The sequence below is a fragment of the Methylomonas sp. EFPC1 genome (genome assembly GCF_016925515.1).
GTDB classification, from domain to species: Bacteria; Pseudomonadota; Gammaproteobacteria; order Methylococcales; family Methylomonadaceae; genus Methylomonas; species Methylomonas defluvii.
In genome coordinates this window covers 632,229-650,835 of sequence record NZ_CP070494.1, presented here as the reverse complement: position 1 = coordinate 650,835, position 18,607 = coordinate 632,229, and the positions used below count along the sequence as shown (strand labels likewise).

At 54.2% G+C, this 18,607-nt stretch carries 16 protein-coding genes; 3 read left to right on the top strand and 13 right to left on the bottom strand.

The window, feature by feature from the left end; genetic code table 11:
- Positions 1 to 44: 44 nt before the first annotated feature.
- A complete protein-coding gene (locus tag JWZ98_RS02985; RefSeq protein ID WP_205453174.1) occupies positions 45 to 419 on the bottom strand; it encodes a VOC family protein in 375 nt (124 codons plus the stop codon).
- 82 nt (positions 420 to 501) lie between these two features.
- Positions 502 to 2,007 carry a helicase HerA-like domain-containing protein gene (locus tag JWZ98_RS02980; RefSeq protein WP_205453173.1) on the bottom strand — a complete coding sequence of 502 codons (1,506 nt, stop codon included), beginning with the start codon at positions 2,005 to 2,007 and terminating at the stop codon, positions 502 to 504.
- A 490-nt stretch (positions 2,008 to 2,497) separates the two neighbouring features.
- On the opposite strand from JWZ98_RS02980, the gene JWZ98_RS02975 reads away from it, so the two are divergent.
- On the top strand, positions 2,498 to 3,238 hold the full coding sequence (locus tag JWZ98_RS02975) for a hypothetical protein (protein WP_205453172.1): 741 nt from the start codon (positions 2,498 to 2,500) through the stop codon (positions 3,236 to 3,238).
- Positions 3,239 to 3,477: 239 nt separating this feature from the next.
- On the opposite strand, the gene JWZ98_RS02970 is transcribed toward JWZ98_RS02975, so the two are convergent.
- Both JWZ98_RS02970 and JWZ98_RS02965 read right to left on the bottom strand, forming a co-directional pair.
- Positions 3,478 to 4,134 carry a TlpA family protein disulfide reductase gene (locus JWZ98_RS02970; RefSeq protein ID WP_205453171.1) on the bottom strand — a complete coding sequence of 219 codons (657 nt, stop codon included), beginning with the start codon at positions 4,132 to 4,134 and terminating at the stop codon, positions 3,478 to 3,480.
- 200 nt (positions 4,135 to 4,334) lie between these two features.
- The gene (locus JWZ98_RS02965; protein WP_026602211.1) at positions 4,335 to 4,817 is read right to left on the bottom strand and encodes a YajQ family cyclic di-GMP-binding protein; all 483 of its coding nucleotides are present in this window, start codon (positions 4,815 to 4,817) and stop codon (positions 4,335 to 4,337) included.
- A 159-nt stretch (positions 4,818 to 4,976) separates the two neighbouring features.
- On the opposite strand from JWZ98_RS02965, the gene JWZ98_RS02960 reads away from it, so the two are divergent.
- Positions 4,977 to 5,528, top strand: a complete 552-nt coding sequence (locus tag JWZ98_RS02960) for a hypothetical protein (RefSeq protein WP_205453170.1) — start codon at positions 4,977 to 4,979, stop codon at positions 5,526 to 5,528.
- Positions 5,529 to 5,724: 196 nt separating this feature from the next.
- On the top strand, positions 5,725 to 6,579 hold the full coding sequence (locus tag JWZ98_RS02955) for an SIR2 family protein (protein ID WP_033156019.1): 855 nt from the start codon (positions 5,725 to 5,727) through the stop codon (positions 6,577 to 6,579).
- A 39-nt stretch (positions 6,580 to 6,618) separates the two neighbouring features.
- Here JWZ98_RS02955 and JWZ98_RS02950 read toward each other — a convergent pair whose 3' ends face one another.
- The 9 genes from JWZ98_RS02950 to JWZ98_RS02910 all read right to left on the bottom strand — a co-directional run bounded on the left by JWZ98_RS02950 (position 6,619) and on the right by JWZ98_RS02910 (position 18,578).
- Positions 6,619 to 7,542: a diguanylate cyclase gene (locus tag JWZ98_RS02950; RefSeq protein ID WP_033156018.1), complete on the bottom strand. Its 924-nt coding sequence runs from the start codon at positions 7,540 to 7,542 to the stop codon at positions 6,619 to 6,621.
- A 2-nt stretch (positions 7,543 to 7,544) separates the two neighbouring features.
- Positions 7,545 to 10,577, bottom strand: coding sequence for a response regulator (locus tag JWZ98_RS02945; RefSeq protein WP_205453169.1), 3,033 nt, complete (start codon positions 10,575 to 10,577; stop codon positions 7,545 to 7,547).
- A gap of 4 nt (positions 10,578 to 10,581) precedes the next feature.
- A complete protein-coding gene (locus tag JWZ98_RS02940) occupies positions 10,582 to 11,217 on the bottom strand; it encodes a YfiR family protein (protein ID WP_033156016.1) in 636 nt (211 codons plus the stop codon).
- Positions 11,218 to 11,400: 183 nt separating this feature from the next.
- On the bottom strand, positions 11,401 to 12,489 hold the full coding sequence (locus tag JWZ98_RS02935; RefSeq protein ID WP_033156015.1) for a lipocalin family protein: 1,089 nt from the start codon (positions 12,487 to 12,489) through the stop codon (positions 11,401 to 11,403).
- A gap of 27 nt (positions 12,490 to 12,516) precedes the next feature.
- A complete protein-coding gene (locus tag JWZ98_RS02930; RefSeq protein WP_225893006.1) occupies positions 12,517 to 14,553 on the bottom strand; it encodes a TonB-dependent receptor in 2,037 nt (678 codons plus the stop codon).
- A 266-nt stretch (positions 14,554 to 14,819) separates the two neighbouring features.
- Positions 14,820 to 15,911: a molybdenum ABC transporter ATP-binding protein gene (gene modC / locus JWZ98_RS02925; protein ID WP_205453167.1), complete on the bottom strand. Its 1,092-nt coding sequence runs from the start codon at positions 15,909 to 15,911 to the stop codon at positions 14,820 to 14,822.
- Complete coding sequence (gene modB / locus JWZ98_RS02920; RefSeq protein WP_205453165.1) at positions 15,908 to 16,594, bottom strand: molybdate ABC transporter permease subunit; 687 nt, start codon at positions 16,592 to 16,594, stop codon at positions 15,908 to 15,910. The genes modC and modB overlap by 4 nt, the downstream gene beginning before the upstream one ends.
- 339 nt (positions 16,595 to 16,933) lie before the next feature.
- Positions 16,934 to 17,248, bottom strand: coding sequence for a hypothetical protein (locus tag JWZ98_RS02915; protein ID WP_205453163.1), 315 nt, complete (start codon positions 17,246 to 17,248; stop codon positions 16,934 to 16,936).
- Positions 17,249 to 17,648: 400 nt separating this feature from the next.
- Positions 17,649 to 18,578 carry a LysR family transcriptional regulator gene (locus JWZ98_RS02910; RefSeq protein WP_205453161.1) on the bottom strand — a complete coding sequence of 310 codons (930 nt, stop codon included), beginning with the start codon at positions 18,576 to 18,578 and terminating at the stop codon, positions 17,649 to 17,651.
- Between the last annotated feature and the right edge of the window lie 29 nt (positions 18,579 to 18,607).

Here is an 18,607-nt window from a genome sequence, read left to right as displayed (position 1 = left end):
AAACGGGCAGTCATAATTGAGACTGCCCGCCGTTTTAATTGCCGTTAAGCTTGGGAATACAGACCAACACGGTTACCTTCGCTGTCTAGCAACATCGCAAAATAACCGCATTCGCCGTCGTGTATGGGGGTTTTCGGCATCAATACACTACCGCCGTTTGCCTCTACCTTGGCCAAGGGCTCGTTCAAATCGGCGCCGCCGTTGAAATACACCACCGCGCCGGTTGCGCTGGGCTGATAATGGTCGCCCAATATCAACATACCGCTGACCGCGCCTTCTTCAGCGTCAAAAATCGCCATTTGATAGCCGCTCATTTCCTCCTCCTTGAACGATGCATTTAAAACGCCGCGATAAAACGCCTGTGCGCGCGGCATATCAATGACGGGTAATTCAAACCAAGTGGCTAAGTTGTTGATCATGATGTGGTCCTCGTTGTGGTTAAAAGAGCCGTCATCCTAAAACAGCCCTCCTGACAGCGTTGTGTCAGTAATGTTTTAGGCCTTAGCGCCGACCACCCAATAATGATCCCAACACGCCGCGAATAATTTGCTTGCCCACTTCCTGGCCGATACTGCGGGCGGCGCTTTTCGCGGCCGCTTCCAGCACACTTTGCCCGCCGCTGCGACCGCGCCGCGATTTGGTAGCCGCGCCCACGCCGCCCAGCAATACTTCGCCCCAATTGAAACCTGAGCCGGAACCACCATTCTCGGCGGCGGGCTCAGGCGGAGCGACTTTTTCCGCGCGGCCTTTCAGAATTTCGTAGGCCGATTCGCGATCGACCTGTTTTTCGTAATGGCCGGCAATGACGGAGGTACTGATCGATTCCTGGCGTTCGGCATCGCTGGCAGGGCCGACTCGGGAACTAGGCGGCTTGATCATTGTTCGCTCTACCGGCATCGGCGTACCTTTTTCGTCGAGGAAAGACACCAAGGCTTCGCCAACGCCCAGCTCGGTGATGGCTGTTTCAACATCCAAACCTGGATTCGCCCGGAAGGTCTCGGCTGCCGCTTTAACGGCTTTTTGGTCGCGCGGAGTAAACGCCCGCAAGGCGTGCTGCACCCGGTTACCCAGCTGTCCCAAAATCACATCGGGAATATCCAACGGGTTTTGACTGACAAAATACACGCCCACGCCCTTGGAACGAATCAAGCGCACCACTTGTTCGATTTTTTGCAGCAAGGCCGCCGGCGCATCGTTGAACAGCAAATGTGCTTCGTCGAAGAAGAACACCAATTTGGGCTTATCCAAATCGCCGGCTTCCGGCAGATTTTCGAACAATTCGGACAACAGCCACAACAACAAGGTGGCGTAGACGCGCGGCGAGTTATACAAGGTATCCGCCGCCAGAATATTGATCACGCCCTTACCGCCGTCGGTTTGCAGAAAGTCGTTGAAATCCAAAGCCGGCTCGCCGAACAAATTCTCACCACCCTCATGCTCGAGTTGCAGCAAACCGCGCTGAATCGCGCCGACGCTGGCCGCCGAGATACTGCCGTATTCGCCTGACAACTCGGAGGCATTTTCGGACGCGTATTGCAGCAAGGCCCGCAAGTCTTTCAAATCCAACAACAGCCAGCCGTTATCGTCGGCAATCTTGAACGCGGCGGTAAGCACGCCGCTTTGCACCTCGTTCAAATCCAGCATCCGCGCCAAAAGCAGCGGCCCCATTTCCGACACCGTCGAACGCAGAGGATGGCCCTTTTTACCCAACACGTCCCAAAATAGCGTCGGCATCGCGGAATAGGCGGCGGCCATGCCCAGCTCGGCCAGCCGCGCCTCGACTTTGGCGTTGCCGCCGCCGGTTCGGCTGATCCCCGACAAATCGCCCTTCACATCCGCCATGAATACCGGTACGCCGATTCGCGCAAAGGCTTCGGCCAGAGTTTGCAGGGTAATCGTTTTGCCGGTACCGGTCGCGCCGGCGATCAAGCCATGGCGGTTAGCCATGGCCGGCAACAGGCAAAGTTCGGCAGTCTGGGATTTGGCGATCAGCAAGGGTTCGGTCATGGGCGTTTCCTGAAAAAGCGACAAGGATAAAAAAGTCGCGCAACCATACCATGACCTGAATTGTTAGGTATAGATTGGCATTATCGTCCGCAGTTCTTACTGCTTTGTCTCAAACAATCAAAGGCTCGCCTTGGGCTTTCAGTACAGCCATCTATGCAATGGGCAGAATACCTTTGTAATACATTTCTTCAAACCTTCACGGATCGGTAACTGTTTTGACTTGGACAATTCGTACGATTGCGCACCGACCGGAACTCTGTTAGGTCGCTAAAACAGAATTTCTAGGAAGAATACCGACAACTTTGTTTTTATTCGAGTTTTTCTCGACAAAAGACTGGAAGCAGGTAGCTGGCAATGGAAGCGGCAACGCATTGAAAAGTTCCAAACACAATGCGGCCAGCACACTTTAACCGACTTCGATAGACCTTTAGCGAAAGCGACTAGTGCGACTCGAAGTCAACTTGCCTATTTAAAGTTATTAGGGACTGTTATGAAAATTAAATCTTGGCTCCTGGCATTTGCCGGGGTAATTTCAATATTTAGCGGGAGTGCCTCGGCGGCATTAATTTCGCTGGACGGCAACGGCTTCACGGCCATCTATGACGACACCAATTTAGGCTTGTTTGGCGCCCCGACTTTATCGGGTGACGGCAATAGCGTTTTATTCTCGCCGTTAAACTTTAAAGCCCAAGCAACCGGTACCCAAGGCACGGTGTTCACCAACAGCAATGTGCAGTTTGACATTAGACCCGACGCGAACCTGAGTTTGAGTGGCGTGAGTCTGGTGGAAAACGGCGACTACCGCCTGGTCAATCGCTCCGGCAGCATCACCTTGGCGCCTTCGGTCGACGCATCCGGTCAATTGCGCTTAACCAATCTGTGGAATGGGGTGGATCATATCGCGACCAACTTTTCCGCTGGGCCATTGACAGACTCATGCGCCACATCGTCCGGCTGCCCGCTAAGCACTTGGTCGGCCTCGGCTACGTTGAATACGCCTGTTGCTTGGGGTAATGCCGATGTTCGCGTCAGAATCCAAAACGACTTAACCGCCGAATCTTTCAATGTAGGTGATTCCGCATTGATCGAGAAAAAACAATCATCACAAAGTCTGGTATTTACGCCGTTTGTTGAAGGTGGATCAACCGCAGTGCCTGTTCCGGGTGCTGTATGGTTATTTGGATCAGCATTGGCTGGTCTGATTGGCTTGCGCCGCAAAGTAAGCGCGTAAGAAGTTGTATAGCTATACCCCAGCCTGACTTATCCGGAAACGGCCTGTTAGGCTTGCTAAAAAACGTTAACACTAGACACGGATGTCGCCTTAAGATTTCGTCACAAGCAGTCGCTGGCTTTGTAACTGCTTGGTCTAAAGCCCCTCGCGAGCCACAGTGACATTCACCGGCCGCATTCAATACCGTTTATCGCACTATCTGGCGGCTAAGCAGCGAACCTAGCGCACCCGAAAGGGAGTTACAACAGCTTGAGAATATCGGTTTCCAGATCGGGATACTCGCCAAACTTACATTGGACCAGCAAGCCCGCTCTATCAACCAGAATATAGGATGGGGTACCTTGTAACTGGAAAAATTCGAAGGTTTCGGCGTGATAATCCAGGGTTTGTAAATATTGTTTTACCTGCGCTCGCACATGCGGTTGCCGCAAACCGATGTCTTGTTCCAAATCACTCAAGCGTTGGCTGATAAAGGCGTCAATTTCGCTTTCGATACTGCCAAATTCGCGCTTGGTCAATCTATCCATTGCTACCGGAAAATCGAGGCGATACGGTAACTTGCCGTCCTGCAACAGACCTCGCGCACTTAACACTCGCAAGGTTTCGCCGATCACTTCGCCGGTTTCAACCAAGCGTTTTAGATTTTGCAGATTATTCTTATCGAAGTCCTCAAACGCGGTAGCCAGCCCCAGCACAGTCAAACCGCTCTCGGCATAACGTTGTTTTAACGCCAAGACCTGCGGCAAACAAGACAAAAAACAGCCGGGACAGTTGACTTGAAACACCGCCACCAACACAACTTGACCACGCAATTGTTCGAAATTGGCAGACTGTCCCTGCACCCATTCGGAAACCGATAGGGGCGGCACTTTTTGACCGATCATTACCGTTCGCATATCGCTCTCCCCCGATAGTTTTAACGAAATCTTCGAACAAGTTGATGCGGTTCACTGTGCAAGCCTGGCACGAACGAGATCAACTTGTTATCTGGCCTCCATGGTCAGCCGGAAGGAATTAAACGGAAGTCCTTGAAGAATCCAAATCCGCGAGACGGCCGACAACCCTCTTAGTTTACTTAAAAGCTTCGGAACCGAAACTAGTCGCGAAAGTTATTGAACTGCAAGGGTTGCTCCAAATCTTCCGTGCGCAACATTTGAATCACTTCCTGCAAGTCGTCACGTTTTTTGCCGGTCACGCGCACCTTATCGCCGTTGATCGCGGCCTGGACTTTTAGTTTCTTGTCCTTGATCAGCTTGACGATTTTTTTCGCCAGATCGGTGCCCACACCCTGCTTTAAGGTGATAGGTTGCTGAGCGGTTTTGCCGGTGTCCTGAATCTTGCCACTTTCCAAACTGGAAATATCGATGCCGCGTTTACCCATTTTGGCATACAAAATCGGCAACATTTGTTGCAGTTGAAAGGTCGATTCGGCTTTCATCACGATGCTGTCGTCCTGCTGTTCGAAACAGGCATTGGAGCCTTTGAAATCAAATCGGGTAGCGACTTCTTTATTGGCCTGGTCCACTGCGTTGGTCACTTCGTGGCTGTCGAGTTCTGAAACGATGTCGAATGATGGCATAGCATTGATTTACAAGTATAAAAGTTGGGCAACTATAACGGCCTTAGCGGCTTTATTCAACTGCTATATGAGCGCCCAATGTCGATTGATGGCGCGTAAAGCCCACTTGTCGGTGGCCGATTTAGCGGGTATCTTAAACTGACGTCAACGGAGACACAGATGAATAACCCGACTACATTCACACTTGCCCTGATCGCCGGCCTTACCCTGCTGAGCTGCGGAATAATGACCGGTTGCGGCCAGGACCAAGCAAAATCAAGCGCTCCCAGCAAAGCCGCCGTCAAACAAACCCTGCGCACTACATCGTTGCTCGGCGCGGTCAGCGATAACGCCGGACCGCTGAAAACCGGCACTGTCAGCTTACTATCCGAAAGCGGGAAAAAGCTTGCCAGCACCGAACTCAACAATAGCCAGCGCTATGAAATTCAAGTACCCGCCGGCACCGATTTACCGGTCATTCTAAGTTACACACCGGGCCCCAATGCGCCGAAAGAGGCACAATTAATCAGTGTGGTGATCCATCCCGACGCCAGCAAATACGACATAAACCCCACGACCACCGCCATCGCCAAACAAGCCAAGGCCATGGGCGGTTATACCCATAACAATATGGTGCAAGCAGCGGAAAGCACCGCACATGTGCCCGATGCCAATAAAACCACATCCGGTTTTCGTGGCGACCCTACTACCCAGTATGGCGGCTGGCATTAGCGCACTACCCCGGCAACAGCGGCAATTGTCGGGCTTACGACAAATCACCGCCAATTCGTACGGTTGTTACCTTAATCTCCGACTGACCACTCGGGCCACATCTCAGCCACATCGGGGCTTGGTGACCCATCCTGCTAAAGTGGATTGAATTTTGCTTCGGCTAAGCATTACTTTTCATTTTTAGTTGGGGCCAACCATGTCAAATACGGTATTTTCGGAAATTCTAAGCGGTTTGTACGATAACCAAGTCATTCCCTATCTGGGGCCGGGAGCGGTGTTCGACGCCAAAAGCAAACTGACGCAAGAGCCGATGCCTGCCGACAGCGACAGCCTGATTTTGGCGATGAACGGCGGCAAACCGATGGCGCCGAAACTGATGTACGAGTTTCCGCGCGCAGCGATGAACCAGGAACTGAAGCGCGGCCGCAACTATGTATCGCAGTTTCTTGACAAAACCTACGGACAAATTCAATACACCCGCGCATCGATGCACGACTGGCTGAAAGAATGGCGGCCCAAATATGTGATCGACATTAATCGGGATACCCAATTGCAAGACAGTTATGCCGACGAAGAACACACGCTAATCGTCGGCGTAGCCCGCATCGTCGCTACCGCCTTTCGCTTCAAAATTTATCATTACGATGGCAGCCAATATTTCGAGATTCCGCAGGAACAAGTCGATAGAAATCTGCCGATTTTGTTTAAACCGATGGGCACGCCAAAACCCGAAGCCAATTACATCGCCTCCGATGCCGACTATGTGGATTACATCACCGAGCTGATGGGCGGTTTCGCGATTCCGGACTTTTTAAAGGAGTACCGCAAAGGCAAAAAATACCTGTTGTTGGGTTTGCCGCTCAATCGCGATTCCGAGCGGATGGTGATGAGCGACATCACCTATGGCGCCGACGAACATAGAGGCTGGTTTTTAAGAAAAAACCCTACCGACAAGGAAAAACGCTTTAGTGCGAAAATGGGCTTTGAACTGATTAACGCCGACTGCCAGGATTTCCTGCAATCGGTGCAAGCTTCGGCTGTGGCTGCTTAAAAAATCCCGCAGCTCGGCCGGTGAGGACACGCGGCCGGGCTAAACGGTCGAATAGCTTCCGCGGGCGCCGTTTCGACCGTTTTCTTTAGCCAAATACAACTGCCGATCAGCCTCGTCCAGTAATTCGGACGGCAATTGTTGCAGCGCCGGCACCACCACCGCAAAACCGGCGCTAATCGTCACCCAAGGCGAAACGCTGGAGCGGGTATGTGAAATTTGCTGCGCTTCAACACGCCGGCACAGCAATTCGGATACGCGCTGCGCGCCTTCAATGTCGGTTTCCGGCATCAGCATCACAAACTCCTCCCCACCGTAACGCGCCACCAAATCGCCGGAGCGACTCACCGAAGCCGCCAATATGGTGGCCACCTGCCGCAGACAAATGTCGCCCGCGCCGTGGCCGTGGCAATCGTTATAAGCTTTAAAATAATCGACATCCACCATCACTAAAGCCAAGGGCAACTGATTGCGCTGCGCGCGCTTCCATTCGTTTTCCAAGACCTGATCGAAGCGCCGGCGATTGGGGATACCGGTGAGGCCATCCATCCAGGCCATCGCTTCCAACATGTCCGTCATCCGTTTCAGGCGGATATGATTGCGGATCCGCGCCTTAACCACCGGCAAATAAAACGGCTTGGTAATGTAGTCCATCGCCCCCAAATTCAGCCCGTATTCTTCGTTGGTCGCCGCGTTCATTGCCGTCACAAATATCACCGGGATTGCCGCAGTTTGCGGGTCGCTTTTCAGACGCCGGCAGACTTCATAACCGTCCATGCCCGGTATCATCACATCCAACAGGATCAAATCGGGCGGACCTTGCCGGTCGATGGCCTCCAGCGCCGCCTCGCCGCTGACCGCCACCTTGATGCGATACTCGTCGATCAAATTTTCAGCCAACACCTGAATGTTGGTCGGCGTATCGTCTACGATCAAAATCAAGGGCTTGGAGATCTCGGCAGTCATGACTATCCTCTGTTTTGTCGCTGTGACGCTATCAAGGCCAGCAACTCCGCCAAGGTCACTCTAGCCTGACCGTAGTCGATATTGCCGACCTGTTTTTCTATTTTTTTTATCAGTAGCCGGGTTTCCGGACAAGGTAGCGCGGCCTTCAATTGCTCGATCAAATCATTGGGGACAAAATCGCTACCTTCCAACAAGTCGCGCAACTGGCCGGCCAACTCGTCTGCCGCCGACCAATCGGCGGCTTGATTCTGTGGCTCGGCAACGGCACCCATAGCGGTGAAATCGGCAATCGTGTTCAGGGTGGCCGTCAGACTGGCCTCGCATGCGGGGAGGCTAGCGTCAAACGGCATACCGACATGCAAAGCTTCCTCCAAGTTCGCCGCGGCCCGGCTCAGTTCTACAGCGCCAAGCACGCCGGCTGCGCCCTTCAAATTGTGCAGCAAATCAACCGCCTGCTCGGTTTTTCCGGCGCCATGCAACGCTCTGAGGCGTTGCATGGTATCGGCAAATTTATCTCGAAAGCACTCGAACAAAAGTTGCAATTTATGGCTGTCCTCGCCAATCATAATCCGAATATACCCCATATCGAATCCAGGCAGCTCCCTGGATAGGCCGGAGACTATAGACTCCGGTTTCGGCGGCACCGGCTCGACCGACACACTTCGTTCGGACGGCTTTATCCAGCGCAACAGGGCAGCCATCAAAGTCTGCGGCAACACCGGCTTGCCTATATGATCGTTCATGCCGGCAGCGTAACAATCGTTGCGCTCACGCTCCTGCACCGCAGCCGTCATGGCAATGATGGGCAAATCGGCAAACCGCGCATCCTGGCGGATCAGCCGGGTCGCTTCGATACCGCTCATCTCCGGCATTTGTAAGTCCATCAGCACCGCGTCGTAACGATTTTTCCTGACCGCCCCCACCCCTTCCCGGCCGTTGTTAACTACAGTGACGCGCAAGCCGGAGCTTTCCAGATATTCCCTGGCTACCATTTGGTTAACCTCGTTATCCTCCACCAACAAAATGCGCGCCCCGCGTATCGAAGCGGCCATACCCGCCAACAGCGGCCGGCTTTGTTCATTGCCTTGCTCGGGATTGCCGCCCTGCAAGCGCGTCAAGGCTTCCAGCAAGGTGGATGGCATCACCGGCTTGACCAAAATATCATCGGGTACCGCATCGCCGGCCGCACTTAACAATTTCTCACGGCTGAAGGCAGTCACCATAATCACTACCGGGGCGCTGCGGATTTCGGTGCGGCGCACCATCTCCCGAATCTCCCTGGTGACCTGCACACCATCCAGACCGGGCATTTTCCAATCCAGCAACACCAATTCGAAGTCCCGATCAGCGTCGTTGGCCGCGCGCAGCGCTTCCAAGGCTTGTGCGCCGGATGCCGCTTCCTCGACCTGAAAGCCCCAGGCCAGCAAAATATCGCGCAACATCTGCCGGGAAATGTCCAAATCGTCGACGATCAACACCCGCATGCTTTGCAGATGGCCGGGAATTTGTCGGGCTTTCTGCTCGGACGGAAACGGCAGCAGCAGCGTAAACTCGAATAGACTGCCTTCGCCAAGCTGGCTCTGCACGGCTAAATTACCGCCCATCATTTCCACCAACCGCTTGCTGATGGTCAATCCCAGCCCGGTGCCGCCGAAGCGGCGGGTAATCGAACCGTCGGCCTGGGTAAAGGCATGAAACAAATGCTCGAGCTGCTCCGCAGACATACCGATACCGGTATCACGTACCGAAAAACTCAAAGTGGAGTAGCCGTGGGTTTTTGCCAACTGGGAAACTTTGATATGAATTTCCCCGACCTCGGTAAATTTCACCGCATTGCCAACCAGATTGTTCAATATTTGCCCCAAGCGCAACGCATCGCCAATCAAGCGCGGCGGCAAAGCGGAATCCAGTTCCAGCACCAGTTCCAGGCCTTTTTCCTCGGCGCGGACGATGAACAGATTCAGCACATTCTCCAGCACATCCTCCAAACTAAACGCTTCGGCCTGCAATTCCATGCGGCCGGCTTCGACCTTGGAATAATCAAGAATGTCGTTGGTAATCCCCAGCAAGGCCAGCGATGAGGTGTGAATTTTCCGCAGATAATCGCGCAGCTTGGGCGACAGATCGCTGTTCAAGGCCAAATCCGACAAGCCGATGATCGCGTTCATCGGTGTGCGGATTTCATGACTCATATTTGCCAGGAACATACCTTTGGAGCGCGAGGCGGCTTCCGCTTCGTCTTTGGCTTGCAATAATTCTTCGGTACGCTGCGCCACTTCGGCTTCCAGGCGGTCCCGATGCCCGGTAAGGGTTTCATCGCGCAATTGGATCTCGCCCAACATGGTATTAAAGGCCTGCACCAAATCGCCAATCTCGTCTCGGTCGCGCTGCGTCACCCGCAAAGTGTAATTTTTATCCTCAGCGATAAGCCGCGCGGCCGTCGCCAACTCCTCTATCGGTCTGGAAATGATGCGCTGCAAGCGGATTGCCAACAGATAAACCAATATCAGCGCCAGCCCCGCCGCCCCCAAACTCTTGCCTAAATCGACCAGTTGATCGTTCCATTGCGCGGTGAAATCGGCTTGCAACAACACATAACCGACCAACTCGGTATTTTTGATCACCGGCGTGAATAGCTCGGCGCGCCGGCTCCAGAAGTTGGTGCGCAGTTCGCGGAACGGCCGGCGAAAGTCGCTGGGTACATCAATATTCGCCGTTCCCCGGCTCCATGAAGCGAGTACGCTGCCATCGACAGACACCATCCAGGCCGCATACAGCTCCGGCCGGTCTTTCAACGACTCCAGCAAACGGCTGGCTTCGGATTTATCGGCAAACACCAACGCGGCTTGACCGTTTTCGGCCAACACGTCCGCCAAACTGGACAATTCGTGCAATACGCTGCGATAGCGGCTCACCACCGAACTAACCACCATCACCGATAGACTGACGAACAGGCATACCGCACAACTGAACATGATGATGGACACCAGTTTGCGCCGCAGAGACCAGTCGGCAAAATTGGGCAAAACGCGCATCACACTATCTCCCGTAAACAATGGCGGCAATATTCAACAGTTGGCCGGGCAAATGCAGCCGGGCGTTACGAATCGGTTCCAGATTCACTTCAAATACCACCTTGTTTTCGCGAAACAGCAAGCTGATACCGCCGCCTTTTTCGGCAAAGTCGTCGATGTCGGATAGGGTCAGCACCGGCGCATCGCCTAGTGCCTTTAAGGTCACCACAAAGTGAGATTTCTCGGAGCTGCCGAGAAACAACAGATGGCAAGTAGTCAAGTCGGGATCGGTATTGCTATGTTGGACAAACCGCAAAATGCGTTCGCCGGCCTTGCGCCCGTCCAGGGCTTGCAACTCGCTGTCCAGCGCGCTATTGCCGACCACACAGAGCAAAATGTCCGCACCAGGCGGCAATACGTCGGCGGGCCATTCCACGAATTTGGCAAAATTGTAGAGATAGGCGGCTTTGATCTGCGCCTCCGACAGGCTGGCGGCCGGCAATACCTGCCAGCCTGGCACCACTAGGCAAAGACAGGCGAAAACCCATTGGCGCGCCAGATAGCGTCTGGATTGCGGCGCGAAAAAACGCGGGCGCAGATAGTTTTTGACAATACCCCGCATCACGCCCATCGCGTCAGCTAAACGTTTCTGTCCGGCCATTTCGGAATGTATGCGAGATCCTTTTTGCATCGGGTTTTGGTTAAGAACCGTCCGGGTAGCTTTACGACGATGTGGTTTGGCGGAAGCCGGCAATCAAGTTTGTGAAAGTAGAAACGCAAACCCCAGCAGTCCTGTCGGGGACCGGCTTGCGTTTCTATGCTTGATGTCGAATGATTGAATAGTTTAACCGCCTCGGCCGGGGCAACGGCAAAAACCGTTCAATTCTACGTAGGCATTTCCGGCGGAGGCACCGGCTACGCTGCACGCACCTTCCCAGTATGTAGGCCCCACCCAAAAAGTATGCTGCGCGTGTAATTCCTGGTCCAGCACCAAGGGCTGCACGGTAAATTTTTCGCCGCGCACCTCGACTTCCCAACCGGAAGGATAGGTACAGCCGGTATTCGGACTGACCCATTCGCCCAGCACGGTAACCGTAAATTCGTGTGCCGCCAGCGTGACGGTTTGCCCTTGGGCATCGGTAATCGAGCCGGATTTTTCGACCGACGTGTCGCTGCCCTTGAAGTCGAACAACATGATTTGCCGGTTGTCATCGAGTTCAATCGCAAACCATTGCCAACCCTGCAGAATGGCTTGATAGAGTTCGCCGTATTGTCTGTCGAACCAGCTGTTGCCGGTGACTTGAAAAGTCTGGCCGCCGATACTGATAGTGCCGGTAGTCGCCATTTTCGGCCGCGAGTAATAATAAGTGTAGCCGCCGAAACGGTAAGGATGGGGATCGCCGCCGTAATGCAAAGCCGGAGCCTGCGTGGCTTTCAGTTCCAGATCCAGCACATAATCGCCGACTTGCGCGTGCAAGCGGTCATGGCCGTCGCCGCCAACCGCCGTCACTTTATTGTCGGCGCCGGAAGTCAGGTTAAAGCCGTTGGGAATGCGCTTGGGCAGATGGAATTCAACGAACTCTTCGAACGAGAAACGTTGACCATTCACATCGGTCACCGCCGCCTGCACCAGCTGATCGCGAAAAATCACCAAACTATCGAACGAGAAAAACACGATTTCGAAGCCGAAGCGGCGGCCGTCGTCGGTGAACAAATGCCCGGTCCAATACCACCACTGCACTTGTTCACTGGGTAAAAACGCATCGTCGGCCGGTAATTCGACCGGGCCGATCAACCCGCGGCGCGGCAGGAACAAACACGCGAGCACGGTTAATACTAACAACAGCCAAGGCAATAAAGGCGGCTTCAGCAGGCCGACAATCAACACAATCCCGGCAATAATCCAGGGCAATTTTTTCCAGAGCTTACGCATGGTCGATACTCTTTACGGGTTGAAAAATCAAAAGCGCCAGCTGAGTTTGCCGTAGATCGAGCGCGGGACTTCCACCGCGCTACTCGGCAAGGACAGCGCGGATGAGTCTTTATATTCCGGATGGCTGGGCGAGAACAGGTTTTGGGCGATGACGGCAAACTCCACACCGTTATAGGGTTCGTAAGCCAGTCTGGCGTCGAAGGTGGTGTAGGCCGGTACGGCCTGGCTGTTGGAATGCAAGCGGCCGACATGCCTGAGGGTAAAGTCCAACTTGATTTTTTCCGGCAAATCCATCTGCCAGCGCAAAGAGCCGCGATGGCGAGGACTCAGACCGGCGATATCCGGATTGAGCGGGTCCTGGGGGATTTCCATTTTCAAATGGCTGTAATTGCCGCTGAAGCGCATCCAATCCAACACATGCCATTCGCTGGCAATCTCGATGCCGCGTGTGGTGAAGTCTTGCTGGGCGTTACTCCAGATCAAAGACTGGGTCAGCCCCACCAACTCGCCGCGGCGGAACATCACCAAGTCGGAATAATGATTGCTGAAGGCGGTAATGTCGGTGGAGAATTTTTCGGTCCACTGGGTGCGGTAACCGATTTCGGCGGCAAAGATTTTTTCTGCGCGTAGCTTGGGGTCGGGCTGCGCGATGACCTGGATCTGATCAAAAGGCGCCGGCAAACCTGTCGGTACGCCGCCCAGCCCCACGTTGGCCTGCGCTTCGCCGCGCGCCGGGGTGCGCGACGCCCTGGAAACCGAGGCCCATACCGAATGCACTTGGTCCGGCGTCCACATTAAACGGGCGTTGGGCTGCACTTGCGTGTTACCGAAATGGCTTTCTTCCAATTTGGTACCCAGCGTCAGGCGCAGAGTGTTGTCGATCAACGTGATGTCGTCTTGTACGAACACGCTGCCGTTGTGGTAACCCAAGCTGTTGGGTGTGAAGGCGATAGCCGAAGTGTTGACCGTGGTACTGTGAATGAATCGGTAACTGGCGCCCCACATCAAATCGTGGTCGGCATTGGGATGCAGGCGATGCTGAAAATCGATGTCCACCATGTCCTGACTGTCGGACAACGCTGCGGCACTGAAAGCGACCCGGTCGTAATAGCCTTGCAGCATAAATTCCGAACCGTCGCTGAAATTACCTTCCCAACGCGCCAGCAGGTTAGCACCGTCGGCATGGTCGTCGAAATTGAACTCGCGGTTAAACGGCGGCAGCACCGTTTGCGGCGTGACGGTATTGCCTATGGTCTTGCGGTAAACATCGCCTTGTATCGTGTAACGGCTGTCGTTGGAGATCCGGTCATCGATACGAAAACCGCCCTGCACCGAGCGCCAATCGTCGTGCAGCCTGTCTCCGGCCGCATTAACAAAAGTATCGCGTTCAAAGGTTTTGGCGTACACCCGGTAACTGCCGTCGTCGCCGATACGGCCACCGTGCCGGTAACCGGCAAAGCCGCGCTCCTGATTGCCGCCACCGGCCACGAACAAATTGCCTTGGGTGTCCTTGGCCTTCTTGGTAATGATATTGATGACACCGTTTACCGCGTTGGCGCCCCACATCACCGCGCCCGGTCCGCGGATGACCTCGATACGCTCGATGTCTTCCATCAGGGTGTCCTGCAAATCCCAGAACACCCCGGAAAATAAAGGCGTATAAACACTGCGGCCGTCCATCAGTACCAGCAATTTATTGGCATAACGGCTATTGAAGCCACGCGCGGTCACCGCCCAGACACTGGCGTTGATTTGCGCTACCTCAAGACCGGGCGCCAGGCGCAGTGCGTCGGGAATACTGGTGGCACCGGAACGGCGAATGTCTTCCTGACTGATCACGAACGCCGCCGCCGCGGTATCGGATACGGTCTGCGACTTTCTGGACGCCGAGGACACTTCCATTTGCATCAGTTCGTTGATGGAAAAAGCTTCGATATCCGGCGCGTTATCGGCTACCGCGCTACCGAAGATATTGACGTTAAGCGCCACACCGAACAGAAACAGGTTTAATCGATTCGTCGCTTGTGTTTGATACCGGCCAGTCAGCCATATCGTTGATTTCATTTTTTTTATTATTTTGAGGTGACAACTATTTTGACGCGGAGGGCCGTCGGCTATCCATCCAGCGATACCTTCTCCGGCAAACCGTTTATCAAGATAGTCGCTAAATGCCGATAAGGCGTCCGCAATGCGCCAACATCGACAAATTCATCGCGTTTTTTGAGGGCTATCACATTTCATGCGGCGGAATTGCGCACCAGCGACAAGTAATCGGCACGGCGCTAAGGCAGCGCAATTTGCAGCCGATCCGTAAAAGTGAGTGGTAATCCTTACCGAACTATGGAAGTACCCTTGATTTGTACGTAGACGCCCATACCTGGCTGCACATCTAACAACATCGCCGATTTTTGGGTGATATGCGCCAATAAAACCTCGTCGCCGACCGCCAGTTGCACGACGGTTTGGCCTTGCCCCATTTCGCTGAGCGCCAGCACCCTGGCCGGCAGAATATTCAGGATGCTGGAGGCTTCCGGCGGTTGCAGGGTAATACTGACGTCGCGGGCGTAAATTCTGATTCTCACCGGGCTACCGACCGGCATGTCCAAATACGGCAAACTCAAGCTGCCGCCGGCGAATTCGGCATGGCTAAGATGATATTCGGCTTCGTGGCTGATCAACTTGCCCTGCCAGACGCTGGCCGCTTGCCGGTCCAAGGCCATAGGCCCGTCCAGCCGCGTCAAGGTTTCTGCCAACGGCCCGCACGCTACTGCTTTGCCGGCAGCCATCACCAATAGATGGTCTGCGAGTTGATTGACCTCTTGCAAGGAGTGGGTGACGTACAGAATCGGGATTTGCAGATTCTGATGCAAGCCGGTCAGGTAAGGCAGGATGTCCTGCTTGCGTTGCTCATCCAGCGCGGCCAGCGGCTCATCCATCAACAACACATCCGGACTGGCGGCCAAGGCCCTGGCTATCGCTACCCGTTGCCGTTCGCCACCGGATAAGCGGTCCGGCAAACGCTCCAGCAACGGTCCTATCGCCAGTAATTCAATCGCTTGCCCCAGGGAAAACAGCCTATCTTTAGTTCGCAAGCGCCGCACGGCATAATCCAGATTGCCGCGCACCGAAAGATGCGGAAACAGGTTGGCTTCTTGAAACACATAGGCCAAATTACGGCGATGGGTGGGCAGGAAAAAATCGTGTTCACTGTCTTGCCAAAGCGTTGCGCCGATTTTCAAAAAGCCCTGCGTCGGCCGTTCCAAGCCGGCGATACAACGCAACAAGGTGGTCTTGCCGGAACCGGAATGCCCGAACAGCACCGTCACGCCGCTGGCGGGTAGGTTTAAATCGACATCCAAAGCAAATTGGTCGTACGCCAAGCGCAAGCGCGCCTGAATGCTGGGCACTGGGGACATAATCATTTCAAGGATTGCGTCAGCGTTTGGGTTTGTTGGCTGCTGTACAGCAGCAGTAACACCAAGAAAGAAAAGATCAGCAAGCCACCGGCCAGCCAATGCGCCTGCCCATATTCCAAGGCTTCGACATGATTGTAAATTTGCACGGATACCACGCGGGTTTTGTCGGGAATATTGCCGCCCACCATCAATACCACGCCGAATTCACCGACGGTATGGGTAAACCCCAGCACGCCGGCGGTTAAAAATCCCGGCTTCGCCAAAGGCAGCGCCACGCTGAAAAACCGATCCAGCGGTCCGGCTCCCAAGGTCGCGGCCGCTTCCAGCGGCGCATCACCCATCGCCACGAAGGCGTTCTGCAAAGGCTGCACCACGAACGGTAGCGAATACAACACCGACGCCACCACCAAACCACCAAAGCTGAACGGCAAAGTGCCGATACCCAACCACTGGGTGAATTTCCCTACCACCCCAGCCGGCCCCATCAACACCAATAAGTAAAAGCCCAATACCGTCGGCGGCAATACCAGCGGCAATGCCACCACGCTATTGATGACGCCTTTCCAGCGCGAGCGGCTGCGCGCCAACCTCCAGGCCAGCGGCGTGCCCAACAATAGCAACAGTAAGGTAGCCAGACTGGCGACGCGAAAGGTCAAAAACAAGGTGTCGAGATCGGCGGCGTTTAGCATGCAAGGCTTGGTCTAAGTGACGGGGAATCGCGACAAGGCGACACATCTGCGGTCTATTTTCGCTAATCGGGCTGGTAGAACGCCAGCAAAATACGCAATGGCGTATAGAAAACCCGCAGCTACGACGAGTATCGGCACAATAGGCGCGACATTATCAGCGCCTATCCCGATTAAGTTATTCGCCCGGCCCTTAAATTCCCAGGCGTCGTCGTGCCTGCAAAGGCGGAAGCGCCGATTTTAAGGGCCGGAGTAGTCTTCGACTTGCTGCTTCCCCCTCTTTTTCAAAGAGGGTATATCTTAAAGATTTAAAGTTATTGCAGTTAAATCAACAACAAGGGCTTATTTTCCGATAATCTGCAAGCGGTTTTCCAGCTTGGCCGCCACCAAGGCATCGTAATGCCGTTGCAGCATCGAATCGGTTGGCCGCGGAAACAAGGTTGCCTCAATCTCGCTTTGCAATTGCGTCAAAAAATGCCGTTTGAGGACCGAATCCTCGGGCAGTCCCTCTGCCGACCCACCGACATCGCCTACTGCTTTACTAGTGCCGCTGGATTTATTGGACTTTGCGTAAGCCGACAGCATGCAACCCAAGGGCGCGAATGCACAGGCAGCCACAATCAACATAATCAAACCGACCCATATCACTTCACTCATCTCATCACCTTAATGACATTGCCAAAAAATCGGCGACCGGCTTTGGCACGCGCCTGCCGCCCTCTTGAAAATCCCAGTGATTTTCAATTGACCCACAGCAATATCAATGCCATGGAACTCAGCGCCCGCAAGCCGCGGAACACAAGGACTTTCAGGGATGTGTCACAGTTTGAGTGTATTGTTTTGAGACAGGAATGCGACAAGACCGCAACATTCAGAAAAATTGTCAGTGATACAAATGCAGACGTCTTCATGGGAGCGATGCCTTTGCCAGTCACTAGACTTAGCACCCAGGCAACACATTCCGCTATTGCATTGATGGTTTACTCCCGCACTTCAGGCCTTGCCAAGCCGCCTCGGCAAATTGGCATGCAAACCCACTACGCACGCCCATTCTGACTTAAGCCTTGCTGCCAGCTGTTGAAACATGATCACCGTCAGAAACCCTTGATTCAGACGAGCTGGCCAGCAAATCTTTGACTAAAGCATTCGGGAAACGCCGGCTCGGCGTGATGGCATAAAAGCGCTCGCGAATATCCGCGATACGGTAGCGCTCCACCAACAGACCTTGGCGTAATTCATCCAGCACAACCACCGGCGGTACGAGGGTCAAATGGCCGGACTCGCGCGCCAGCAAGCGCAGCATCGCCATGTCATCGACTTCGGCCACCACCAACGGCCTCACGCCGGCTTGTTCCAGCAAGAAGTCGAACGCGGCCCTAATTTCGCTTTCAATGCTCGGTAACAGCAGGGGTCTGCCATGCAGATCCTGCGGGAATTGAAACGGCAGATTGTCGGCGCAGGGTTTACCCACCAAGCTCACCGGCTGTTCGTCCAACAGATGGCAATGCCAATTGGTTTGCGCATCTCGCGGAACCGGCCGGTTGGACAGCACCAGATCGATGGTGTGTGTATGCATTTGCGCCAGCAATTCGCGCAGGCTGCCGGAATGCAACACCAGTTCGACATCGCTGCGCAGGACTAAGGAGCGGACCAACTCCAGCTGAAAATTACGCGACAGGGTCGAGACTGCACCAATCCGCAATAACTGCCGCTCGCCCGCCGAACGGCCATGCATCAAGCTGATCAATTCATCCCCGGCGCGAAAAATGGCGTTGGCATAATCCAAGGCAATTCGTCCGGCTTCCGTTAATTGCAGGCGTTTGCCTTCGCGTTCAAACAACTTTTGCCCAAACGATTCTTCTAGCTGACGCAATTGAATACTCAGCGCCGACTGTGACACATGTAAGCGTTCAGCAGCCCGCGTCAAATTGTTTTCGTTGGCGATCATCCAGAAATAACGCAGATGGTGATAGTTCAGAGAGGCCATTTACACATTAACAAAAAAGAACGTTTAGA